This window comes from Streptomyces sp. NPDC015130 (assembly GCF_043080005.1).
In the GTDB taxonomy this organism is placed as follows: Bacteria; Actinomycetota; Actinomycetes; order Streptomycetales; family Streptomycetaceae; genus Streptomyces.
Genome location: NZ_JBIBVC010000006.1, coordinates 161,182 through 184,600, shown reverse-complemented (window position 1 = coordinate 184,600; position 23,419 = coordinate 161,182). Strand labels below are relative to the sequence as shown.

Below are 23,419 nucleotides of genomic sequence, written 5' to 3'. Positions count from 1 at the left end.
CGTGCTCGACCCTCCTACGTCGGGCCTCCGCGCGTTCGCCCTCTCGACACCGACGCGCCCCTTCAGCTCACTCGCCGGGCGCTGCAGTCCGGGTGACCGGACTAGCGGGCCTCGACCGGGACGAAGTCGCGCAGGACCTCGCCCGTGTAGATCTGGCGCGGGCGGCCGATGCGGGAGCCGGGCTCCTTGATCATCTCGTGCCACTGGGCGATCCAGCCGGGCAGGCGGCCGAGCGCGAAGAGCACGGTGAACATCTCGGTCGGGAAGCCCATGGCGCGGTAGATCAGGCCCGTGTAGAAGTCCACGTTCGGGTAGAGGTTGCGCGAGACGAAGTACTCGTCGGAGAGCGCGTGCTCCTCCAGCTTGAGCGCGATGTCCAGCAGCGCGTCGTCCTTGCCGAGCGCGGAGAGGACGTCGTGCGCCGCGGCCTTGATGATCTTGGCGCGCGGGTCGAAGGACTTGTACACCCGGTGGCCGAAGCCCATCAGGCGGACGCCGTCCTCCTTGTTCTTCACCTTGCGGATGAAGGAGTCGACATCGCCGCCGTTGGCCTGGATGCCCTCCAGCATCTCCAGGACCGACTGGTTGGCGCCACCGTGCAGCGGGCCCCACAGGGCCGAGATGCCGGCGGAGATCGAGGCGAACATGTTCGCCTGCGAGGAGCCGACCAGACGCACGGTGGAGGTCGAGCAGTTCTGCTCGTGGTCCGCGTGCAGGATCAGCAGCTTGTCCAGCGCCGAGACGACGACCGGGTCGAGCTCGTACTCCTGGGCCGGGACCGAGAAGGTCATGCGCAGGAAGTTCTCGACGTAGCCGAGGTCGTTGCGCGGGTAGACGAACGGGTGACCGATCGACTTCTTGTACGCGTACGCCGCGATCGTCGGAAGCTTGGCGAGCAGCCGGATCGTCGAGAGGTGCCGCTGCTTCTCGTCGAACGGGTTGTGGCTGTCCTGGTAGAAGGTGGACAGCGCGGAGACCACCGACGACAGCATCGCCATCGGGTGGGCGTCCCGCGGGAAGCCGCGGAAGAAGTTCTTGACGTCCTCGTGGACCAGCGTGTGCTGCGTGATCTCGTTCTTGAAGGCCGACAGCTCGTCGACCTTGGGAAGCTCGCCGTTGATCAGCAGGTACGCCACCTCAAGGAAGGTGGAGCGCTCGGCCAGCTGCTCGATGGGGTAGCCGCGGTACCGCAGAATCCCCTGCTCACCATCGAGGTAGGTGATCGCGGATTTATAGGCGGCGGTGTTGCCGTATCCGCTGTCCAGGGTGACCAGACCGGTCTGGGCTCGGAGTTTCCCGATGTCGAAGCCCTTGTCGCCGACGGTGCTCTCGACCACCGGGTAGGTGTATTCACCGTCCGCGTACCGCAGTACTACAGAGTTGTCGCTCACGTCATCCCTCACCGACGTAGTGCCTCTTCTTCGAGGTGCCCTGACTGTCTCTACCATCCCCCATTTGGCTCAGCAGAGTGCACTCGGGGTCGACCATTGGGCCAATCGGCGGCACTCAGTGCCGCCAACCTTCATATCCTGCCCCCTTCGCCCCGGTTCTGGAAGTCCTGCGTGATCTTTCACCCATCTTCTGCCGGAGGCGGCTATGCGTCAGTGGGGCCCGCTTCGGTGGGGCCCAAGGACGAGTTGTCCTCCGATGATCGATCGTACTAGCGTGTTTTGCGTGAAGATTGTCGCGCAGGTGAAGTTGTTGCCTGCGTCCGCGCATGACGCGGACGCGTTGGCGGCGACCCTGCGGGCCTGCAACCGTGCCGCGAACCATGCTTCCGAGGTGGCGTTCGCCAAGGACCTCAAGCGGCGGAACGTGTTGCAGAAGGCGGTGTACTTCGCCCTCAAGGCGGAGTACGACCTCGGGGCCCAACCCGCTGTGCGGGTGGTGAAGAAGGTCTGTGACGCCTACGCCACGCTGAAGGCGAACATCAAGGCCGGGAACCTCGGCCGGGCGGACTCGAAGCGCCGCCTTCGGGCGGAGTCGAAGCCGATCCGGTTCCGTGAGGACGCGGCGCAGCCGTTCGACGACCGCAGTCTGACCTGGAACCTCGACGCCCGTACGGTGTCGATCTGGACCGTGGCCGGGCGGATCAAGCACATTCCGTTCGTCTGCTCCGAGCAGGCCATGGAACTCTTGGCCTCCCGCAAGGGGGAGTCGGACCTGGTGATGCGGGACGGCATGATCTTTCTGATCGCCACCATCGACATCCCCGAGCCCGATGCGTCCGAGCCGGTCGGCTTCCTCGGCGTGGACCTGGGGATCGTCAACATCGCCACCACCAGTGACGGTCAGATCATGGCCGGGCGCGGGCTCAACCGCTACCGAGAGCGGCACCGTGACCTGCGGGCCAAGTTGCAGAAGAAGCGCACCAAGAGCGCGAAGCGCGTCCTCAAGCGCGTCCGGCGCCGGGAAGCCCGGCACGCCGCGAACCAGAACCACGTCATCGCCAAACAGCTTGTCGCCACCGCTGAACGCACCTCACGCGGGATCGCCCTGGAAGACCTCTCGGGCATCCGGCAGAGGGTTACGGCCAAGAAGGACCAGCGGACACGACTGCACTCCTGGGCTTTCGCCCAGCTCGGCGCCTTCGTCGAGTACAAGGCACGCCGGGCGGGGGTGCCCGTGGTCTTCGTGGACCCGCGCAACACCTCCCGGCAGTGCTCGGAGTGCCGGCACACCCACCGCTCGAACAGGGTGGATCAAGCACGGTTCGTCTGCCGGTCCTGCGGGACCGTCATGCACGCGGACCACAACGGCTCCCGCACCATCGCCCACCGGGGCGAAGCCGCGTGGAAGCGGGGCGCAGTCAACCGCCCCAGAACCAGCGCACGCTGATTCCGGACGCAGGGGAACCACGCGACAGCCGGCCGCGCTCCACCTGCAAGCTCAGCCCTTCACGGGTCGGGCAGTCGACACGAGAGCTCCACCTGTGAGGCGATGGGACAGTGCGGTAAAGCGCCGGCCCGCGGAGACGGTGCGGACCGCCTGGGCGATCGCGCGGCGGGAGCCGACCAGCACGACCAGCTTCTTGGCGCGGGTCACGGCCGTGTAGAGCAGGTTCCGCTGAAGCATCATCCAGGCGCTCATGGTGACCGGGATCACGACCGCCGGATACTCGCTGCCCTGCGAGCGGTGGATGGTCACCGCGTACGCGTGGGCCAGCTCGTCCAGCTCGTCGAAGTCGTACGGCACCTCCTCGTCCTCGTCCGTCCGTACGGTCAGCCGCTGCTCCACGGGGTCCAGGGCGGTGACGACGCCGACCGTGCCGTTGAAGACGCCGTTCGCGCCTTTGTCGTAGTTGTTCCTGATCTGCGTCACTTTGTCGCCTACCCGGAAGACACGGCCGCCGAACCGCTTCTCCGGCAGATCGGGGCGGGCCGGGGTGATCGCCTGCTGGAGCAGGCCGTTGAGCGCGCCCGCGCCCGCCGGGCCCCGGTGCATGGGGGCCAGGACCTGGACGTCCCGGCGCGGGTCGAGACCGAACTTGGCCGGAACGCGCCGGGCCGCGACCTCCACGGCGACCCGGGCGGCGTCCTCGGTCTCCTCCTCGACGAAGAGGAAGAAGTCCGGGAGGCCCTGGGTGAGGGGCGGGGTGCCGGCGTTGATCCGGTGCGCGTTGGTGACGACCCCGGACTGCTGGGCCTGCCGGAAGATCCGGGTCAGCCGCACGGCCGGGACGGGGCTGCCGGGGGCGAGCAGGTCGCCGAGGACCTCGCCCGCGCCGACCGAGGGGAGCTGGTCCACGTCCCCGACGAGCAGCAGGTGGGCACCGGGTGCCACTGCCTTGACCAGCTTGTTCGCCAGGAGCAGGTCGAGCATGGAGGCCTCGTCGACGACGACCAGATCGGCGTCGAGCGGGCGGTCCCGGTCGTAGGCCGCGTCCCCGCCCGGCTTGAGCTCCAGGAGCCGGTGGACGGTGGAGGCCTCGGCGCCCGTCAGCTCGGCGAGCCGCTTGGCGGCCCGGCCGGTGGGCGCCGCGAGGACCACCTTGGCCTTCTTCGCCCGCGCCAGCTCCACGATCGAGCGGACCGTGAAGGACTTGCCGCAGCCGGGGCCGCCGGTGAGGACCGCGACCTTGCGGGTCAGGGCCAGCCGGACCGCGTCCTCCTGTTCGGGCGCGAGCGTGGCCCCGGTGCGGTCGGCGAGCCAGGCCAGCGCCTTGTCCCAGGCCACGTCCCGGAAGGCCGGCATCCGGTCCTCCCCGGCCCGCAGGAGCCGTCCGAGCTGCCCGGCGAGCGACAGCTCGGCCCGGTGGAAGGGGATCAGGTACACGGCGGTGACGGGCAGCCCCTCGGGGCCGGGAACGGTCTCCCGTACGACCCCTTCGGGATCCTCCGCCAGCTCGGCGAGGCACTCGATGACAAGCCCGGTGTCGACCTGGAGGAGCTTCACCGCGTCGGCGATCAGCCGCTCCTCGGGGAGGAAGCAGTGCCCCTGGTCGCTGGACTGCGAGAGGGCGTACTGGAGCCCGGCCTTCACCCGGTCGGGACTGTCGTGGGGAATGCCGACGGCCTGGGCGATCTTGTCGGCGGTGAGAAAGCCGATGCCCCAGACGTCGGCGGCGAGCCGGTAGGGCTGGTTCCGCACGACGGAGATGGAGGCGTCCCCGTACTTCTTGTAGATCCGCACGGCGATGGAGGTCGAAACGCCGACCCCTTGGAGGAAGACCATGACCTCCTTGATCGCCTTCTGCTCCTCCCAGGCGGCGGTGATCTTCTGGGTCCGCTTCGGGCCGAGCCCCGGGACCTCGATCAGCCGCGCGGGCGCCTCTTCGAGGATGTCGAGGGTGTCGAGCCCGAAGTGCTGGGTGATGCGGTCGGCGAAGACGGGCCCGATGCCCTTCACGAGCCCCGACCCCAGATAGCGGCGGATGCCCTGGATGGTGGCGGGCAGGAGCGTCGTGTAGTTGTCGACGGTGAACTGCTTCCCGTACTGCGGGTGGGACCCCCAACGGCCCTCCATCCGGAGCGACTCCCCCGGCTGCGCGCCGAGCAGCGCACCGACGACCGTGAGCAGGTCACCGGCACCGCGCCCGGTGTCGACACGCGCGACCGTGTACCCGCTCTCCTCGTTCGCGTAGGTGATCCGCTCCAGGACCCCTTCGAGCACCGCCGGACCCCGACCCTCGTTGGACATGGACCGACCGTAGCGAAGGGGGCCGACAACGCGGGCGGCTGTGGACAACTCCCGGGCCCCCGGATCTATCATGTATGAGAAGTGGGCGTTCTTCCCACATGGTGCGCATGGAGGGTGATCATGGCCGTGACCAACGTGGACGTGGATGACGACGTGCTCGCCGAGGCCGCGCGACTGCTCGGCACGACCACGAAAAAGGACACGATCAACACGGCGCTGGAAGAGGTCATAAGGCGTCACCGCCGCCGGGCGGCCGTCCAGCGACTCGCGGAGCGTGGCGCCCGGGGGGAGCTGGAGCCCGTACGCCGGGACTGGGAGGCCCGTAAGGCCGCCCAGCGCGGCGGGAACGCCGAGTGATCACCTACCTCATCGACACCAGCGCGTACGTCCACCTCGGCACAGATCCGGCGTCTCAGCGGCGCTGGGACGCCGAGATCGAGACAGGCGCCATCGGCATGTGCGAGGCCACCTGGGCGGAGATCCTCTTCAGCGCCACCAGCGTGGACGACCGTGACGAGACCGACGAGGACCTCGCCGCCATGTTCGCGCCGGTGCGCGTCCCGAAGGACGCGTGGCGGTGGGTGGAGACCGCCCAGTACAAGCTGACGCAGAAGGGGCAGCACCGCGCGGCGGGCGTGGTGGATCTGCTTCTCTGCGCCACGGCGGTCCATCACGGCCTGACCCTCCTGCACCGCGACAAGGACTTCGCCACGGTCGCCCGCGTCCTGAAGGAAGTCGAGCAGCAGGACGTGCGGAACCCGGGCAGGTGACCTCTTCTCGCCTCGGGTTCCGGCTGCCCGGCCCCGCACAGCCGGGCAGCCCTTCGCCGCAGCCCCACCGCACCGGGGCCCGGCAGCTCGTCAGACCGCCAGGAAGCGGGTCAGGGTCTCCTCCAGGACCTCGGCTCCGTCCCTCGCCCACAGGTCGTCGTTGAAGAGCTCCACCTCGACCGGGCCGGTCCAGCCGGCCTTCTCGACCAGGTCCGCCCAGGCCCGGAGGTCGATCGCGCCCGTGCCCAGCTGGCCCCGGCCGTTGAGGACCCCGGCCGGGAGCGGGGTCGTCCAGTCGGCGAGCTGGAAGGAGTGGATGCGGCCCGCCGCGCCCGCGCGTGCCACCGCCGCCGGGGCGCGGTCGTCCCACCAGAGGTGGTACGTGTCGACCGTGACGCCGACCTGCGCGGCCGGGAAGTGCTCCGCGATCTCCAGCGCCTGGTCCAGGGTCGAGACCGCGCAGCGGTCGGAGGCGTACATCGGGTGGAGGGGCTCGACGGCCAGGCGGACTCCTTGCTCGCCCGCGTACGGGGCGAGTTCGCCGATCGCCTCGGTGATGCGGGCGCGGGCCGAGGGCAGGTCGGGGCAGGCCGGGGTGAGGCCGCCGGAGACCAGGACGAGGGTGTCGGTGCCGAGCGTCGCCGCCTCGTCGATCGCCGCGCGGTTCTCCGCCTCCCAGCCGTCGGCCGTGAAGAAGCCGCCCCGGCAGAGCGTGGTGACGGTGAGTCCGGCGTCCCGGACGAGCGCGGCGGCCGCCTCGACCCCGTACGCCCGCACGGGTTCGCGCCACAGCCCCACGCCCGGGACGCCGAGCCGGACGCATTCCCGTACGAGGTCGGGGAGGGCCAGCTGCTTCACCGTCATCTGGTTGATCGAGAAGCGGTCGAGGTTCACTGCGGGACTCCGTGCACGGTGAGGAGGGACCGCATCCGGGACTCCGCGAGCGCCGGGTCGGGGAACAGGCCCAGTCCGTCGGCGAGTTCGTAGGCGCGGGCGAGGTGCGGGAGCGAGCGGGCCGAGTGCAGGCCGCCGACCATCGTGAAGTGGTCCTGGTGGCCGGCGAGCCAGGCGAGGAGGACGACGCCCGTCTTGTAGAAGCGGGTGGGGGTCTCGAAGAGGTGCCGGGAGAGCTCGACCGTCGGGTCGAGGACCGCGCGGAAGCCCGCGACGTCGCCGGTGTCGAGGGTCCGCACCGCCGCGGCGGCGAGCGGGGCGAGGGGGTCGAAGATGCCCAGCAGGGCGTGGCTGAAGCCCTGTTCGTCGCCGGCTATCAGCTCCGGGTAGTGGAAGTCGTCGCCCGTGTAGCAGCGGACGCCGTCCGGGAGGCGGCGGCGCAGCTCGACCTCGCGCCGCGCGTCGAGGAGGGAGACCTTGATGCCGTCGACCTTGTCGGGGTGGGCCGCGATCACGTCGAGGAAGGTCTCGGTGGCGGCGTCGAGGTCGGCCGAGCCCCAGTAGCCCTCCAGGGCCGGGTCGAACATCGGGCCCAGCCAGTGCAGGACGACCGGCTCGCTCGCCTGGCGGAGGAGGTGGCCGTAGAGGTCGAGGTAGTCGTCCGGGCCGTCCGCCGCGGCGGCGAGGGCGCGGGAGGCCATCAGGATCGCCTGGGAGCCGGTCTCCTCGACGAGCGAGAGCTGCTCCTCGTACGCCTTGCGGACCCCCGCCAGGTCGGCCGGGGCGGTGAGCTGGTCGGTGCCGACGCCGCAGGCGATCCGTCCGCCCACGGCCTTCGCCTCGGCGGCGGAGCGGCGGATCAGCTCGGCGGCCCCCGTCCAGTCGAGGCCCATCCCGCGCTGCGCGGTGTCCATGGCCTCGGCGACCCCGAGGCCGTGGGACCAGAGGTGGCGGCGGAAGGCGAGGGTGGCGTCCCAGTCGACCGCGGCGGGGTAGTCGGGGGTGGTGTCGGCGTACGGGTCGGCGACGACGTGCGCGGCGGAGAAGACCGTACGGGAGGTCAGCGGGCCCGTCCCCCCTGAGGGCGCGAGGGGCTCGGTGCGGGGGGTGTACGCGCGCGTGGAGCCGTCGGGAAGCGGCAGGCGGACCGTCACAGGGAGACCTCCGGGACGTCGAGGCGGCGGCCCTCGGCCGCGGACCTCAGACCCAGCTCGGCGAGCTGGACGCCTCGGGCGCCGGCGAGGAGGTCCCAGTGGTACGGCTCGCCGAGCGTGACGTGCCGCAGGAAGAGCTCCCACTGGGCCTTGAAGCCGTTGTCGAACTCGGTGTTGTCGGGGACCTCCTGCCACTGGTCGCGGAAGGACTCGGCGACCGGGATGTCGGGGTTCCAGACCGGCTTGGGGGTGGCCGAGCGGTGCTGGACCCGGCAGCCGCGCAGCCCGGCGACGGCGGAGCCGTGCGTGCCGTCGACCTGGAACTCGACGAGTTCGTCGCGGTTGACGCGGACCGTCCAGGAGGAGTTGATCTGGGCGATCGCGCCGCCCTCCAGCGTGAAGATGCCGTAGGCGGCGTCGTCGGCGGTGGCCTCGTACGGCTTGCCCTGCTCGTCCCAGCGGCGCGGGACGTGCGTGGCGACGTGCGCGGTGACGCTCGTGACGCGGCCGAAGAGCTCGTGGAGCACGTACTCCCAGTGCGGGAACATGTCGACGACGATGCCGCCGCCGTCCTCGGCGCGGTAGTTCCAGCTGGGGCGCTGGGCGTCCTGCCAGTCGCCCTCGAAGACCCAGTAGCCGAACTCGCCGCGCACGGACAGGATCTCGCCGAAGAAGCCGCCGTCGACGAGCCGCTTGAGCTTGAGCAGGCCGGGGAGGAAGAGCTTGTCCTGGACGACGCCGTGCTTGACGCCCTTCTCGTTCGCGAGGCGGGCGAGCTCCAGGGCTCCGGCGAGGTCGGTGGCGGTGGGCTTCTCGGTGTAGACGTGCTTGCCGGCGGCGACGGCCTTGGTGAGGGCGTCGGCGCGGGCGGAGGTGACCTGGGCGTCGAAGTAGATGTCGATCGTGTCGTCGGCGAGGACGGCGTCGAGGTCGGTGGACCACTCGGTGAGGCCGTGGCGCTCGGCGAGGGCGCGCAGGGCGTGCTCGCGGCGGCCGACGAGGACGGGCTCGGGCCAGAGGGTCTCGCCGTTGCCGAGGTCGAGGCCGCCCTGTTCGCGCAGGGCGAGGATCGAGCGGACGAGGTGCTGGCGGTGGCCCATGCGCCCGGTGACGCCGTTCATGGCGATGCGGACTGTCCTGCGTGTCACGAAGGTTCCTCTCCCCGGTGCTGCGCCCTCCGGAAAGAAAGCGCTTTCTATCGGGGATGACGCTAGCCTGCCGACATCACCGTCGACAAGGGCCCCGGAGGTACGCAGACGATGACCGTCACCCTGGCGGACGTGGCCGCCCGCGCCCGGGTCTCCCCCGCGACCGTCTCCCGGGTCCTGAACGGCAACTACCCGGTCGCCGCCTCGACCCGCGAGCGGGTCCTGCGGGCGGTGGACGAGCTGGACTACGTCCTCAACGGCCCCGCGAGCTCCCTGGCCGCCGCCACCTCCGACCTGGTCGGGGTGCTGGTCAACGACATCGCCGACCCCTTCTTCGGGATCATGGCGAGCGCGGCGCAGGGCGCGATCGGGGAGGTCGCCTCGGGGCGGGCAGGGGGCGAGAAGCTCGCCGTCGTCTGCAACACGGTCGGCTCCCCCGAACGCGAGCTGACCTACCTCACCCTGCTCCAGCGGCAGCGGGCCGCGGCCGTGATCCTCATGGGCGGCTCGCTGGAGGACCCGGAGCACCTGGCGGCGACGGCGGGCAAGCTGGCCAAGCTCGCGGAGGCGGGGACCCGGGTCGTGCTGTGCGGGCGCCCGCCGGTTCCGGGCGACGCGAACACCGCGGCGCTCGTCTTCGACAACCGCACCGGCGCGCGGCTCCTGGCCGAGCACCTGCTCGGCCTCGGACACCGCCGGATCGGGTACGTGGCCGGGCCGGCCGACCGCACGACGACCCGGCACCGGCTCGAAGGCCACCGGGCGGCGCTCGCGGCGGCGGGGGTCGCGGAGGGCCCGACGGTGCACGGCCCGTACGACCGCCGCTCCGGCCACGAGGCGACCGCCGAACTCCTCGCCCGCGACCCGGACCTGACGGCGGTCGTCGCCGCCAACGACACGGTGGCGCTCGGCGTCTGCGCGGCCCTGCGGGAGCGGGGCCTGTCCGTCCCGGACGACGTCTCGGTGGCGGGCTTCGACGACCTGCCCTTCTCGGTGGACGCGGTCCCGGCCCTCACGACCGTCCGCCTCCCGCTCCACGACGCGGGCGCCCGTGCGGGCCGCCTGGCGATGGGGGCGGAGGAGCCCCCGGCGGGCGGCCCGGTGACGGTCCCTTCCGAACTGGTGCTCCGGGGCTCGACGGCCCGGCCGCGGGGGTAGGTGCCCGCTATCGCGGGAAGTGACGGCATACGGAGGCCCGCATGACGACGATAGGGATGGACGTTCACAGCGCCTGGGACGCGCTGGAGGATGCCAATCCGCCTGGCGGCTACCGCGTCGAGATCACGGACGGGAAGATCATCGTGACGCCGCAGGGCGAGAGCCGGTCGGACATCCTCATCGAGTCCGCGCCCGAGATCAAGAAGCAGCTCGCCGGGCACGGCAAGCTGCTCGCGGATGCCATGATCGACTCCCCGTCCCACCTCTACGGGTACGCCTCCGACCTGGCCATCGTCGCCCCCGGCTCCGAGCGCAACAGCCGAGGCCGTTTCGAGTGGCACAGCCTGGAAGCAGTCATCGAAGTCGTCTCGAAGAGCACCCGCGACAACGACTTCACGAAGAAGTTCCGGATGTACGCCGAGTGCGCCATCCCGGTCTACGTGATCATCGACCCGTCCGACCACACCTGCACGATCCACAGCCGCCCCACCCGTCGGGGAACCTACGACGAGCAGGAACAGATCGCCTTCGGCGAGGACCTGGCGCCGCCCCTCGAAGGACGGGAGATCATCGTCAAGACGGACGGATTCCCGCGCTCCGAGAGCTGAGCGCCGGGGGCTACGTCCCCGGCTTCAGGCCCGTCGCCGCGAGGACCGCGTCCACCGTCTCCTCGACCGTCTGGTCCGCGTTGTCGATCCAGACGCCCTCGCCGGAGAGTTCGGCGCGCATGGCCTCGTCCAGGAAGGCCCAGTTCGTCGTCAGCTTCTTGTGGCGGGCGTTGTTGCGCTCCCATGCCTTGTCGGGGCCGGGGGCGAGGATCACCACGTGGAGCGGGACCGCCTTGGCGTGGGCGCGGTAGAAGTCCAGGTGGGAGCGGCGGACGACCACGTCGTCGAGGACCGGCAGGAAGCCGGCCGCGGCGAAGCTGTCCGCGAGCAGGCAGCCGTTTCGGGCGCGCAGCAGGATCTGACGGTCCGCCTCGGGGTCGCCGTCCGGGCTCGGCCAGTGGCAGCCCTGGACGATGAGCTCCTGGAGGTCGTCGACCTCGATGTGCGCGGAGCGGGTGAAGCGGGCCGCGAGGGCCGCCGCGACGGTCGACTTGCCGCTGCCGGGGATGCCGGCCAGCAGGACGGCGCCCGGGGCGGGCTCGGGGGCGTCGACGGTGATGTTCTCGAAGGTCATGCGCGCCTTTCCTCGCTGGTGGGACCGGATGACAGTACGAGCAGCAGGGGCGGCCCGCCAGGGGTTTTCCCGGTCGGGCGCGGCGATCGGGAGACCGGCGGGGCCGGCGTCGGGGGGCGCGGCGCGCAGGGCGGCCATTCCTGCGCGGGTCCTTGACCTGGCAGTTACTTTCGGGCTATCCGTGACTCCTTGGAAGTTTCCTTCACCTTGCACGGCCGGAAGGAGCATCAGTGCACCACCGCGCCCCCACCCCCTCCCGACGCACCCTTCTCACGGTGACCGCCGCGGCCGCGGCGGCCGCCGTCACCGGCGCCACCGCCCCCGTGGCCCAGGCGGCACATTCCGAGACCACCGACAGGAAGCTCCGGAAGATCATCGCCCGGATGTCCCTGGAGGAGAAGGTCGGCCAGCTCTTCGTCATGCGGGTGTACGGCCACTCCGCGACCGCCCCCGACCAGGCCGACATCGACGCCAACCTCTCGGAGATCGGCGTCCGCACCGCCGCCGAGCTGGTCGAGCGCTACCACGTCGGCGGCGTCATCTACTTCTCCTGGGCCCACAACACCCGCGACCCGCACCAGATCGCCGAGCTCTCCAACGGCATCCAGCAGGCCGGACTCGCCCAGCCGACCCCGATCCCGCTGCTCATCTCCACCGACCAGGAGCACGGCATCGTCTGCCGGGTCGGGGAGCCCGCGACCCTGGTGCCCGGGGCGATGGCCCTCGGCGCGGGCCGCTCGCTCGCCGACGCCCGCAAGGCCGCGCAGATCGCGGGCACCGAGCTCGCCGCCGTCGGCATCCGGCAGAACTACGCCCCGGTCGCGGACGTCAACGTCAACCCGGCCAACCCCGTCATCGGCGTCCGCTCCTTCGGCTCCGACCCGCGCGCCGTCGCCGGTCTGGTCGCCGCGCAGGTGAAGGGGTACCAGCGGGCCGGGGTCGCGGCCACCTCCAAGCACTTCCCCGGGCACGGCGACACCGCCGTCGACAGCCACCACGGCCTGCCGACGATCAGTCACACCCGGGCCCAGTGGAACGAACTCGACGCGCCGCCCTTCGAGTCGGCGATCGACGCCGGGATCGACTCGATCATGACCGCGCACATCGTGGTGCCCGCGCTCGACCCCGGCGAGGACCCGGCGACGCTCTCCGAGCCCATCCTCACCGGCATCCTGCGCCGGCAGCTCGGCTACGACGGCGTGGTGGTCACCGACTCCCTCGGCATGGAGGGCGTACGCACGAAGTACGGCGACGAGCGCGTCCCGGTCCTCGCCCTGAAGGCCGGGGTGGACCAGCTGCTCAACCCGCCGGAGCTCGACCTCGCCTGGAACGCGGTCCTGGCGGCGGTCAGGGACGGCGAGCTGACGGAGGCCCGGCTGGACGAATCGATCCTGCGGATCCTGCGGCTCAAGACGAAGCTGGGCCTCTTCCGGCAGCCGTACGTGACACGGGCGGGCGTCGACCGGGTGGTCGGCACCGCGGCGCACCTCGCGCAGGCCGACCGGATCGCCGAGGCGACCACGACCCTGCTGATCAACGAGGACGGCTTCCTGCCGCTGAGCCCCACCGGCCACGGCAAGGTCCTCGTCGTCGGCGCCGACCCGGCCTCGCCGTCCGGCACCACGGGACCGCCGACCACGACGCTCGCGACCGCCCTGACGGAGCTGGGCTTCACCGCGACCGCGCTCTCCACCGGGATCACCCCGACGGCCGCGCGGATCGAGGAGGCGGTGGCGGCGGCGGCCGGGCAGGACGTGGTCGTCGTGGGCACGTACAACGTCACCGCGGCCAGTCCGCAGCGCACGCTCGTCGCGCGGCTCGTGGCGAGCGGGGTGCCCGTCGTGACGATCGCCATCCGCAACCCGTACGACGTCGCGCGGCTCGGCGGGCAGCGGGCGACGCTCGCCGCCTACTCCTGGACCGACGTCGAACTCCGCGCCGCGGCGCGGGTCCTGGCCGGACGCGCCCGTCCGAAGGGACGGCTGCCCGTGCCGGTGCAGAGCGCGGAGGACCCGACCGCGGTCCTGTATCCGGTGGGGTATGGGCTGTCGTACGCGCGCTGAGCCGCGCGAGCGGTACGCCTGAACCCGCACCACCGGTGCTGTGCGCACGGGGTGCGGGTTCAGGCCCGGGAGCCTGGGCCCGGCAGGGGCGCCGTCCGTTGTGCCCACCCGTTCCGCCCTGCGGAACGGGTGGGCACAACGGGGTGGGCACCGCCCCCCGGCGGGCCGCTTTCCCACAACGGGGTGCGTACCGCCTCAGCGGTGCGCACTCCCGCTACGGGCTGGGGTCACGGACGCAGGCCGTGCTCCTTGGTCACGTCCTCGTCGACCGGCTTGTCGAGGCGGGCGTCGAAGCGGGCCAGCGGCTGGGCCGCCTGGACGGCCGGGGCGGAGACGCCGGCCCAGGCGAGGATGCGGGCGGTGGCGTTCTCCCGCTCGGCCTCGACGAGCCCGGCGACGTTCGCGCCGTGGTTCGCGCCCGGCGCGGTGTAGACGTAGCTGTCGCGCGTGCCCTTGCCGAGGTGGAACGGCTCGGCGCCCCACGGGTCGTTCTGCCCGTAGACGAACATCATCCGGTTCGCGTTCTTGCGGACCCAGTTGTCGACGTCCCGCATGGCCTGCGGCTGGAACTTCATCGGGATCGACTTCGGCACGAAGCTGCTGGCCGGCTGGTAGCCGTAGCGGCTGAGGCCCGCGAGGTGCGGCTGCTTGATGCTGGGCGAGCCGAGCTGGGTGGCCGCCTGGTAGTAGTACGGCGTGTAGTAGTCCAGGCCCTGGTCGGCGTAGGCGGCCCAGCCGGAGTAGGCGTCGATCGTCTCGTAGACGGTGTCGTCGCTCGCGGTCGCCGCGTCCGGGATCTGGTCGCAGACGTCCTGGCCGTAGTACTGCCAGAAGCCCCAGACGAAGTCGAGGACGACGGCCTCCCAGGCCTTGTCGAGGGAGCCGACCGTGTTGAAGGTCGCGCCCTCGGCCTCGGCCCACTCCTTGTACTTCTTCTGCAGCGGCTCGCGGCGGACGAGGGCCTCGCGCTGCATGTTGTTCAGGCGGTCGCGGCAGTCCTTCGTGCCGACGTTCTCGAAGAACCGGTCGTAGGCCGAGTCCTCCTTGTTCACCACGTCGTTCGGGGCGACGTACGCGACGACGCCGTCCATGTCACGCGGGTAGAAGCGCTCGTAGTAGGTGGCGGTCATGCCGCCCTTCGAGCCGCCGGTGGAGAGCCAGTTCTTGCCGTAGATCTTCTTCAGCGCGGAGAAGATCCGGTGCTGGTCGCTGGCCGCCTGCCAGATGTCCAGCTTCGACCAGTCGGCCGGCTGGGGGCGCGACGGCGTGAAGAAGCGGTACTCCATGGAGATCTGGTTGCCGTCGATGATCCGCGTCGGCTCGGCGCGGCTGGGGGTGGTGCTCAGCCCGTAGCCGCTGGTGCGGAAGACGGTCGGGCGGTCCGTGTCCTTGTGGAGGACCGAGAGCCGCTGCTTGAACGTGCCCGCCCACGGACGCTTGTGGTCGATCGGCTGGACGTAGTCCAGGACGAAGTACCGGTAGCCGGCGTAGGGCTTCTCCTCGATCAGGCTCATCCCGGGGATCGCCAGGATGCGGTCCTTGATGTCCGCGCTCTGCGAGTCGGCCACGGCGGTGGGGCTGTTGGCCTCCGTGTCCGCCGCGGTGGCCACGCCCGTGGTGCCGACGGTGCCTATGAGCACCGCGAGCGACACCAGCCCTCTGAGCGACTTGCGCATTCGTCCTCCCCTTGGTTCACAACGGTGTCGCGAACCTAGCGGGGGCAACGTGTGGACCGCCAGACCCAGTTGGTCCTTACTCTTGGACTTTCCTGTGCATCAACAGAGGAAACGGGCCGGGGTCAGCACAGGATCCAGCCCGTGGACCTGCTCTGCCCGGCCACCGAACCGTAGGCGCGGACGCAGCGGTTGAGGGCGTGGACGGTGACGGGACCGGCCTGCCGGCCGAACCGTCCGGCCTTGACGGCGGGGCGTGCGCCGCGCGGCTGGAGGGAGACGGTCATCGGACGGGGAGCGCCGGGGCGCTTGGCGACGGTGACGGCGCAGGCGTAGTGGCGGGTGCGGTAGAGGCGCAGCTCGCCGGTGGCGAAGGCGTAGGTCTTGGTCGGGCGGCCGTGGCACACGGAGGCGGCCTCGGCGGTCCCGCCGCCGGGGCCCGGCACGGGGAACAGGAGCAGGGCGAGGGCGGCGAGGAGCGGGGCGAGGAGCCGGGTGAGCGGCCGTCGGCCACTTCGTCCCGGGTCCTTCCTGTCCGTGGGCATGTGTTCCCCTCCCGGAAGGATCGGCGTACACGCGTACGACGCAGCCGGCCCCGGAACGGTTGCTTCCGCCCCGACCGGGGCGGGGGGCGCGCTTATGCGAACGCGGTGAGGAGGAAGAGCAGGAAGACGCACTCGGCGCCGATCTGGGTCCAGAGCGCGGCCCGGCGGACGTCGGGTCGCGCGGCGCTCTGGACGATCATCCAGGCCACGACGAAGAGCACCAGGGCGGCGGCGTACAGGGAGCCGGGGGCGGCGTTGCACCTCTCGCCGTAGGTGAGGCAGCGGGCGGTGTTCTCCCGGGTGAGCACGAGGATGCCGGCGAGCAGGCTCGCCGGGAAGAACAGCCCCGCCCCGATCATGGACAGCCTCCGCAGGCGGGCTCGCTCGGCGTCCGGCGGGGCGACGGGGACGGGCGAGGCGGCGCGGGGACGGAGGTCGTTGCTCATGCCGCCGATTCAACCCCGCCGGGCGGGCGCCGGGATCCGCCCGGGTACTCAGCCCGGGGCGGCCCGGTACTCAGGCACCGCCCGGGGCTGAGTACCGGGCGGCCCCGCACTCAGGCACCGCCCGACTCTCCCCCCGCACTCACACCCGCTCCGGCTCCTCCTCGTCCACGGCCTCGCCGATGAAGGTGCTCCACAGCGCCGCGTACCGGCCGCCGAGGGCGAGCAGTTCGTCGTGGGTGCCGTCCTCCGCGACCCGTCCGCGGTCCATCACGACCACCCGGTCGGCGCGGGCCGCCGTGGTCAGGCGGTGGGCGACGACGAGCGTGGTGCGGCGGCCCGCGAGGCGGTCGGTGGCCTGGTTGACCTGGGCCTCGGTGGCCAGGTCCAGGGCCGCGGTGGCCTCGTCGAGGAGGAGGACGTCCGGGTCGACGAGCTCGGCGCGGGCGAGCGCGATGAGCTGGCGCTGACCCGCCGACAGGTTCCGGCCGCGCTCGGCGACCTCGTGCAGGTAGCCGCCGTCGAGCGTGGCGATCATGTCGTGCGCGCCGACCGCGCGGGCCGCGGCCTCGACCTCCGCGTCGGTGGCCTCGGGGCGGCCGTAGGCGATGGCGTCCCGGACGGTCCCGGCGAAGAGGTACGCCTCCTGGGGGACGACACCGAGCCGGTGGCGGTACGCGGTGAGGTCCAGGTCCCGCAGGTCGGTGCCGTCGGCGGTGACGCGGCCGCCCGTCGGGTCGTAGAACCGCGCGACCAGCTTGACGAGGGTCGACTTGCCGGCGCCGGTCTCGCCGACGAAGGCGACGGTCTGTCCGGCCGGGATCCGCAGGTCGATGCCGGTGAGGGCCGCTTCCTTGGTGTCGTACGCGAACGAGACGTCCTCGAACGCGATCTCGCCGCGCAGCGACGGCACGTCCCGGGGCGCGTCGGCGGTGGCCGTCGACGTCGGCTCCTGGAGCAGCTCCTGCATCCGCTTCAGCGAGACCGCGGCCTGCTGGTAGCCGTCGAAGACCTGCGAGAGCTGCTGCACGGGGGCGAAGAAGAGGTCGATGTAGAGGAGGTAGGCGACGAGCGCGCCGGTGGTGAGGGTGCCGCCGTCGATGCGGTTCGCGCCGACGATCATGACGGCCGCGGCGGCCACCGAGGACAGCAGGGTCACGAAGGGGAAGTAGATCGATATCAGCCACTGGCCGCGGACGCGTGCCTCGCGGTACTCGTCGCTGCGGGCGGCGAAGCGCTCCACGCCCGCGTGCTCGCGACGGAAGGCCTGCACGATCCGCAGTCCGGAGACCGACTCCTGGAGGTCGGCGTTGACGACGCTGATCCGCTCGCGCGCCAGCTCGTACGCCTGCACGCTCGACCGGCGGAAGAAGTACGTGGCGACGGCGAGGACCGGCAGGGTCGAGAAGACGACCAGGGCGAGCTGGAGGTCGAGGACGAGCAGCGCGACCATGATCCCGAAGAAGGTCACGACCGAGACGAAGGCGGTGACCAGGCCCGTCTGGAGGAAGGTGGAGAGCGCGTCCACATCCGTGGTCATGCGGGTCATGATCCGGCCGGTGAGCTCGCGCTCGTAGTAGTCCAGGCCGAGGCGCTGGAGCTGGGCGAAGATCTTCAGGCGCAGGGCGTAGAGGACCCGCTCGCCGGTGCGGCCCGTCATGCGCGTCTCGGCGGTCTGCGCGACCCACTGCACGAGCACGGTGACCAGGGCGAGCGCCGAGGCCGCCCAGACCGCGCCGATCGCGAGCCGGTTCACGCCCTCGTCGATGCCGTGCCGGATCAGGACCGGCAGCAGGAGTCCGGCGCCGGCGTCGAGGGCGACCAGGCCGAGGCTGATGAGCAGCGGGACGCCGAAGCCGCGGAGCAGCCGGCGCAGACCGTACGTGTCCTCGGGCGAGACCGCGCGGGCCTCGTCGATCCCGGGGGTGTCGGTGGCGGGCGGCAGGGCCTCGACGGCGGCCAGCAGCTCGGGGGTGGCGCCGGGGGCGGGGCTCTCCTCGGCGGCGCCCGCCTCCCGTACCCACAGGGCGGGGGTGATGCCCCGCTCGGCGTCGAACTCGGCGTCGAGCTCGGCGCGCAGCGTGGCGTCCTCGGGGACCTCGGCCGGGAGCACATGGCCCGGCGAGACCCCGCCGAGCTCGTCGGGGTCGGTCAGGAGGCGGCGGTAGAGCGCGGAGCGCTCCTCCAGCTCCTCGTGGGTGCCGATGTCGGAGAGCCGTCCGTCGTCGAGGACGGCGATGCGGTCGGCGAGGCCGAGGGTGGAGCGGCGGTGGGCGATGAGGAGGGTCGTACGGCCCGCCATGACCGACTTCAGGGCCTCGTGGATCTCGTGCTCGACCCTGGCGTCGACCGCGGAGGTGGCGTCGTCGAGGAGCAGGAGCCGGGGGTCGGCGAGGATCGCGCGGGCGAGGGCGACGCGCTGGCGCTGGCCGCCGGAGAGGGTGAGGCCGTGCTCGCCGACCTTGGTGTCGTACCCCTCGGGGAGCTCGGCGATGAACCGGTCGGCCTGGGCGGCGCGGGCGGCGGCCTCGATCTGCTCCTGGGTGGCGCCGGGGGCGCCGTACGCGATGTTGGCGCGGACCGTGTCGGAGAAGAGGAACGAGTCCTCCGGGACGAGCCCGATCGCGGCGCGCAGGGAGTCGAGGGTGAGCTCGCGGACGTCGTGGCCGCCGACGAGGACGGCGCCGTGGGTGACGTCGTAGAAGCGGGGCAGGAGGAGCGAGACGGTGGACTTGCCGGAGCCGGAGGCGCCGACGACGGCGACGGTCTCGCCGGCGCGGATCTCCAGGGAGAAGCCGTCGAGGACCGGGCGCCCGTCCTGGTAGGCGAAGGAGACGTCGTCGAACTCCACCGTGGCGGGGGCGTCGGCCGGGAGCTCCTTCGTCCCGTCCTGGATGACGGGCTCGGTGTCGACGAGGTCGAGGACCCGCTCGACGCCCGCGCGGGCCTGCTGGCCGACGGTGAGGACCATGGCGAGCATCCGGACCGGGCCGACGAGGGACGCCAGGTAGGCGGAGAAGGCGACGAAGGTGCCGAGGGTGATCTGGCCTCGGTAGGCGAGCCAGCCGCCGAGGGCGAGGACGGCGACCTGGCCGAGGGCGGGCACGGCCTGGAGGGCCGGGGTGTACCGGGAGTTCAGCCGGATCGTCCGCAGCCTGCCGGCGAAGAGCTTGCGCCCGGCCTCCCGGATCTTGCCGGTCTCCTGGTCCTCCTGGCCGAAGCCCTTGACGACCCGGACGCCGGTCACGGCCCCGTCGACGACCCCGGCGACCACGGCGGCCTGCTGCTGCGCGTGCCAGGTGGCCGGGTGGAGGCGGGTGCGGCTGCGCTTGGCGATGAACCAGAGGGCGGGGGCGACGGCGAGCGCGACGAGCGTGAGGGGGATGGACAGCCAGGCCATGACGGCCAGCGAGATGACGAAGAGCAGGATGTTCCCGATCGTCATCGGGAGCATGAAGAGCAGGCCCTGGATCAGCTGCAGGTCGCTGGTGGCGCGCCCGACGACCTGCCCGGTGGACAGCTCGTCCTGCCGCCGCCCGTCGAGGCGGGTGACGGTCCCGTACATGTCGGTGCGGAGGTCGTGCTGCACGTCGAGGGCGAGGCGGCCGCCGTAGTACCGGCGGACGTAGGTGAGGACGTACACGAGGACGGCGGCGCCGATGAGGAGCCCGGTCCAGACGCCGAGGTCCCGGGTCCTGGTCCCGATGACGTCGTCGATGATCACCTTGGTGACGAGCGGCACGAGGGCGAGGACGGCCATGCCGACGAGCGACGACCCGAGCGCGAGCAAGGTGTTCGCCTTGTAGCGCCACGCGTAGCCGGTCAGCCTGCGCGCCCAGCCCTGTTGTTTCTCCCCGACCGCCGCCACGAGTGGCCTCCCGTTCGTCCTTCTCTACCGGAAGGCCCAACACGGCTGGGCTGCGATTTCATCCCGCCGCAACAAACCGACCGACCACTCGGTTCAGGGTCGCCGGGCCGCCGGGCCGGGTAGGGACTCCGGGGGCCGCCGTGCGGGCGGTGCCGCGGTCGGACCGGAAGGGGAGTTCATGGCGCGGGTCGAGGACGGGAAGCCGTACGGGTGGGGGCGGCTGCACGCGGCGTTCCAGGTCCTTGAGGGGGTGGCCCTCGGGAGGACGCCGCTGGGCGAGCCGGCGAAGCTGGGCAGGACGGCGTCCACGCCGCGCAACGCCTTCGCCGCCCTCCTCGGCGGCATGGGGATGCAGCTGCTGATCGCCCGGGAGAGGGGCGGCCGCCACGCCGAGATCGCCGAGGCGGTCGTCGGGGACATGGCGAGGCTGATAGCCCCGGAGCGGATGTCCAAGGACAACCTGGGCCGGCGGGAGGTCGGGGAGTTCCTCCAGGGGTACGAGCACCAGATCGCGCTGTACCGCGAGAAGTGGGGCGACCTCGTGGTCTGAGTCCGGAGCGGGCCCCGACGGCGGCCCGGACCCGGCGCCCGGCGGGGGCGGCGGGTCCGGGGGCGTCGCTCAGAGGTGCGTCGGCTCGAACATGCGCAGCAGGGCCGGGAGGACGACCACCGACGGGCCCGGGGTCGCCAGGGCGTCCGCCAGGTCGGCCGCCAGCGTCTCCGGGGTCGTCGCGGTCGCCGGGACGCCGAAGGACTCGGCGAGCGCGACGAAGTCGGGGCGGGCCAGCTCGGTGCCCGTGGTCTCGCCGAAGGAGTCCGTCATGTACTCCCGCAGGATGCCGTAGCCGCCGTCGTCGACGATCAGCCACGTCACGTCGAGGCCGTGCTGCTTCGCCGCCGCCAGCTCCGCGATCGAGTACATCGCGCCGCCGTCCCCGGAGACCGCGAGGACCGGTGAGGACGGGTCCGCGACGGCCGCGCCGAGGGCGGCGGGGAAGGCGTAGCCGAGGCCGCCGGCGCCCTGGGCGGAGTGCATCGTGTTCGGGTGCCGGGCGTCGAAGGCCGACCACGCCCAGTACGACAGGATCGTCATGTCCCAGAAGCTCGGCGCCCGGTCCGGCAGCGCCTCGCGGACCGCCGCGACGATCCGCTGCTCCAGGCCGAGGTCCTGGGCGGCGATCCGGTCCCGGACCTTGCCCAGGACGGCCGCGACGCGCTCGGGGGCGGTCGGGTCGGTGCGCTCGCCGACCGTCTCCAGGAGGGCCTGGAGGGCGAGCCGGGCGTCCGCGTGGATGCCGAGCGCCGGATGGTTGGACTCCAGCTTCCCGGGGTCGGCCTCGATCTGGATCACCCGGCCGCGCGGGGCGAAGGTGTGGTAGTTCGAGGACAGCTCGCCGAGGCCGGAGCCGACGACGAGGAGGACGTCGGCGTCCTCCAGGAAGTCGGTGGTGTGCCGGTCCTCCAGCCAGGACTGGAGCGAGAGCGGGTGCGTCCAGGGGAAGGCGCCCTTGCCGCCGAAGGTGGTGACGACGGGCGCGTCGATCCGCTCGGCGAGCGCGCGGAGCTTGCCGGAGGCGTCGGAGCGGACGACTCCGCCGCCGGCGATGATCACCGGCCGGGCGGCCTTCGTCAGCAGGTCGGCCGCGACGGCCGTGAGCTCGGGCCGCGGGGCGGCCTCCTCGGGGGTCGCGTCCATCGCCGTGACCACGGGCAGCGGGGTCTCCGCGAGGAGCACGTCCTGCGGGATCTCCACCCACACCGGACCGTGCGGGGCGGTCAGCGCCGACTCCCAGGCCGCCGCGATCGCGGACGGGATCTGGGACTGCGTGCGGACCGTGTGGACGGACTTCACGACGTCCCGGAAGGAGGCCTGCTGGTCGCGCAGCTCGTGCAGGTAGCCGTGCCGGCCGCCGCCGAGCCCGGCCACGGGGATCTGGCTGCCGATCGCGAGCACCGGGGCCGAGGCGGCGGCGGCCTCCTGGAGCGCGGCGAGCGACATGAGCGCGCCGGGCCCGGTGGAGAGCATCAGCGGGGCCGCCTCGCCGGTGATCCGGCCGTACGCGTCGGCCGCGAAGCCCGCGTTGTTCTCGACGCGGAGGCCGACGTAGCGCAGGGAGGAGCGGCGCAGGGCGTCGAACATGCCGAGCGCGTGCTGACCGGGCAGGCCGAAGACGGTGGTCGCGCCGAGGCCGGAGAGGGTCTCGACGACGAGGTCGCCGCCGGTGCGGCCCTTCGGCGGGTTGAGCGCGGCGGCGGTCTGCGCCTCGGTGGGGCGCAGCACCAGGTCGTGGTCGTGGGTCATCGGTCCCTCGGGGCGTGGCTCGGTGGTCGGGTGCGGCCCGGGCGGCCCGCCCGGCCCGGCGGCGGGCCGGGCCGGAGGGGAGGTTACTTCGCCGCGCGGCTCGCCGCGATCTGGCGGGACATGATCGTGGTCAGCTCGTACGCCGTGTGCGAGGCGGCGACGGCGGTGATCTCGGCGTGGTCGTAGGCCGGGGCGACCTCGACGACGTCGGCGGAGACCAGGTTGCAGGAGGAGAGGCCGCGCAGGATCTCCAGGAGCTCGCGGGAGGTCATGCCGCCGGCCTCGGGGGTGCCGGTGCCGGGCGCGTGGGCCGGGTCGAGGCAGTCGATGTCGATGGAGATGTACAGCGGGCGGTCGCCGATGCGCTGGCGCAGCTGGTCGGCGACCTCGTCGGCGCCGCGGCGGTAGATGTCCGCCGAGGTGACGATGCCGAAGCCCATCTTCTCGTCGTCGGTGAGGTCCTGCTTGCCGTAGAGCGGGCCGCGGGTGCCGACGTGGGAGAGCGCCTCGGTGTCGAGGATGCCCTCCTCGACGGCCCGGCGGAACGGCGTGCCGTGGGTGTACTCGGCGCCGAAGTACGTGTCCCAGGTGTCGAGGTGCGCGTCGAAGTGGAGCAGGGCGACGGGGCCGTGCTTCTTGGCGACGGAGCGCAGCAGCGGCAGGGCGATGGTGTGGTCGCCGCCGAGGGTCATCATGCGGGCGCCGGTGCCGAGGATCTCGTCGGCGGCGGCCTCGACCGTCTCGACGGCCTCGTTGATGTTGAACGGGTTGGCGGCGATGTCACCGGCGTCCGCGACCTGGGCGAGGGCGAACGGGGAGGCGTCCTGCGCCGGGTTGTAGGGGCGCAGGAGGCGGGAGGCCTCGCGGATGGCGTTGCCGCCGAAGCGGGCGCCGGGGCGGTAGGAGACGCCGCTGTCGAAGGGGACGCCGACCACGGCGATGTCGGCGGTGCCGACCTCGTCCAGTCGCGGCAGGCGCGCGAACGTCGCGGGACCGGCGTACCGCGGGGTGCGGGACGAGTCGATCGGGCCGCGCGGGGTGTTCTGTTCGCTGCTGCTCATGGTCGGGTCCTCCAGGAGG

General features: G+C 72.0%; 19 protein-coding genes. 7 read left to right on the top strand and 12 right to left on the bottom strand.

Annotated elements, in window-relative coordinates:
- Positions 1–101: 101 nt before the first annotated feature.
- Positions 102–1,391, bottom strand: a complete 1,290-nt coding sequence (locus ACF08F_RS14805) for a citrate synthase (protein WP_392298869.1) — start codon at positions 1,389–1,391, stop codon at positions 102–104.
- Positions 1,392–1,674: 283 nt separating this feature from the next.
- Between ACF08F_RS14805 and ACF08F_RS14800 the strand changes: the two genes are divergently transcribed.
- Positions 1,675–2,838, top strand: a complete 1,164-nt coding sequence (locus ACF08F_RS14800) for an RNA-guided endonuclease InsQ/TnpB family protein (protein ID WP_392298868.1) — start codon at positions 1,675–1,677, stop codon at positions 2,836–2,838.
- A gap of 51 nt (positions 2,839–2,889) precedes the next feature.
- Here ACF08F_RS14800 and ACF08F_RS14795 read toward each other — a convergent pair whose 3' ends face one another.
- Complete coding sequence (locus ACF08F_RS14795) at positions 2,890–5,139, bottom strand: ATP-dependent RecD-like DNA helicase (RefSeq protein WP_392298867.1); 2,250 nt, start codon at positions 5,137–5,139, stop codon at positions 2,890–2,892.
- Positions 5,140–5,259: 120 nt separating this feature from the next.
- Here ACF08F_RS14795 and ACF08F_RS14790 point away from each other — a divergent pair, with 120 nt between their 5' ends.
- Together ACF08F_RS14790 and ACF08F_RS14785 are read left to right on the top strand one after the other, a co-directional pair.
- Positions 5,260–5,496 (top strand): type II toxin-antitoxin system VapB family antitoxin, encoded by a 237-nt coding sequence (locus ACF08F_RS14790; RefSeq protein WP_392298866.1) that lies wholly within the window; start codon positions 5,260–5,262, stop codon positions 5,494–5,496.
- On the top strand, positions 5,493–5,909 hold the full coding sequence (locus ACF08F_RS14785; protein ID WP_392298865.1) for a PIN domain nuclease: 417 nt from the start codon (positions 5,493–5,495) through the stop codon (positions 5,907–5,909). Before ACF08F_RS14790 ends, ACF08F_RS14785 begins: the two co-directional genes overlap by 4 nt.
- A gap of 90 nt (positions 5,910–5,999) precedes the next feature.
- On the opposite strand, the gene ACF08F_RS14780 is transcribed toward ACF08F_RS14785, so the two are convergent.
- From ACF08F_RS14780 to ACF08F_RS14770, 3 genes are read right to left on the bottom strand one after another with little or no spacing between them, the layout of a single operon-like run.
- A complete protein-coding gene (locus ACF08F_RS14780) occupies positions 6,000–6,773 on the bottom strand; it encodes a sugar phosphate isomerase/epimerase family protein (protein WP_392299114.1) in 774 nt (257 codons plus the stop codon).
- A 26-nt stretch (positions 6,774–6,799) separates the two neighbouring features.
- Positions 6,800–7,957: a dihydrodipicolinate synthase family protein gene (locus ACF08F_RS14775; RefSeq protein ID WP_392298864.1), complete on the bottom strand. Its 1,158-nt coding sequence runs from the start codon at positions 7,955–7,957 to the stop codon at positions 6,800–6,802.
- The gene (locus ACF08F_RS14770) at positions 7,954–9,105 is read right to left on the bottom strand and encodes a Gfo/Idh/MocA family protein (RefSeq protein WP_392298863.1); all 1,152 of its coding nucleotides are present in this window, start codon (positions 9,103–9,105) and stop codon (positions 7,954–7,956) included. Before ACF08F_RS14770 ends, ACF08F_RS14775 begins: the two co-directional genes overlap by 4 nt.
- Before the next feature lie 111 nt (positions 9,106–9,216).
- Between ACF08F_RS14770 and ACF08F_RS14765 the strand changes: the two genes are divergently transcribed.
- Together ACF08F_RS14765 and ACF08F_RS14760 are read left to right on the top strand one after the other, a co-directional pair.
- Complete coding sequence (locus ACF08F_RS14765; protein WP_392298862.1) at positions 9,217–10,263, top strand: LacI family DNA-binding transcriptional regulator; 1,047 nt, start codon at positions 9,217–9,219, stop codon at positions 10,261–10,263.
- A 41-nt stretch (positions 10,264–10,304) separates the two neighbouring features.
- Positions 10,305–10,871, top strand: a complete 567-nt coding sequence (locus tag ACF08F_RS14760) for a Uma2 family endonuclease (protein WP_392298861.1) — start codon at positions 10,305–10,307, stop codon at positions 10,869–10,871.
- 10 nt (positions 10,872–10,881) lie between these two features.
- Here ACF08F_RS14760 and ACF08F_RS14755 read toward each other — a convergent pair whose 3' ends face one another.
- Positions 10,882–11,445, bottom strand: coding sequence for an AAA family ATPase (locus ACF08F_RS14755; protein WP_392298860.1), 564 nt, complete (start codon positions 11,443–11,445; stop codon positions 10,882–10,884).
- A gap of 230 nt (positions 11,446–11,675) precedes the next feature.
- On the opposite strand from ACF08F_RS14755, the gene ACF08F_RS14750 reads away from it, so the two are divergent.
- The gene (locus tag ACF08F_RS14750; protein WP_392298859.1) at positions 11,676–13,508 is read left to right on the top strand and encodes a glycoside hydrolase family 3 protein; all 1,833 of its coding nucleotides are present in this window, start codon (positions 11,676–11,678) and stop codon (positions 13,506–13,508) included.
- A gap of 227 nt (positions 13,509–13,735) precedes the next feature.
- Here the strand turns inward: ACF08F_RS14750 and ACF08F_RS14745 are convergent, their stop codons facing one another.
- From ACF08F_RS14745 to ACF08F_RS14730, 4 genes are all read right to left on the bottom strand, one after another.
- Positions 13,736–15,184, bottom strand: coding sequence for an aminopeptidase (locus ACF08F_RS14745; RefSeq protein WP_392298858.1), 1,449 nt, complete (start codon positions 15,182–15,184; stop codon positions 13,736–13,738).
- A 122-nt stretch (positions 15,185–15,306) separates the two neighbouring features.
- The gene (locus ACF08F_RS14740; RefSeq protein WP_392298857.1) at positions 15,307–15,726 is read right to left on the bottom strand and encodes a hypothetical protein; all 420 of its coding nucleotides are present in this window, start codon (positions 15,724–15,726) and stop codon (positions 15,307–15,309) included.
- A gap of 92 nt (positions 15,727–15,818) precedes the next feature.
- A complete protein-coding gene (locus ACF08F_RS14735; protein WP_392298856.1) occupies positions 15,819–16,172 on the bottom strand; it encodes a hypothetical protein in 354 nt (117 codons plus the stop codon).
- A gap of 139 nt (positions 16,173–16,311) precedes the next feature.
- On the bottom strand, positions 16,312–20,037 hold the full coding sequence (locus ACF08F_RS14730) for an ABC transporter ATP-binding protein (protein WP_392298855.1): 3,726 nt from the start codon (positions 20,035–20,037) through the stop codon (positions 16,312–16,314).
- Positions 20,038–20,215: 178 nt separating this feature from the next.
- Here ACF08F_RS14730 and ACF08F_RS14725 point away from each other — a divergent pair, with 178 nt between their 5' ends.
- Complete coding sequence (locus ACF08F_RS14725) at positions 20,216–20,587, top strand: hypothetical protein (RefSeq protein WP_392298854.1); 372 nt, start codon at positions 20,216–20,218, stop codon at positions 20,585–20,587.
- Positions 20,588–20,656: 69 nt separating this feature from the next.
- On the opposite strand, the gene ACF08F_RS14720 is transcribed toward ACF08F_RS14725, so the two are convergent.
- Positions 20,657–22,339 (bottom strand): thiamine pyrophosphate-binding protein, encoded by a 1,683-nt coding sequence (locus ACF08F_RS14720; RefSeq protein ID WP_392298853.1) that lies wholly within the window; start codon positions 22,337–22,339, stop codon positions 20,657–20,659.
- Between the two features lie 83 nt (positions 22,340–22,422).
- On the bottom strand, positions 22,423–23,400 hold the full coding sequence (gene speB / locus ACF08F_RS14715) for an agmatinase (RefSeq protein WP_392298852.1): 978 nt from the start codon (positions 23,398–23,400) through the stop codon (positions 22,423–22,425).
- Positions 23,401–23,419 lie beyond the last annotated feature (19 nt).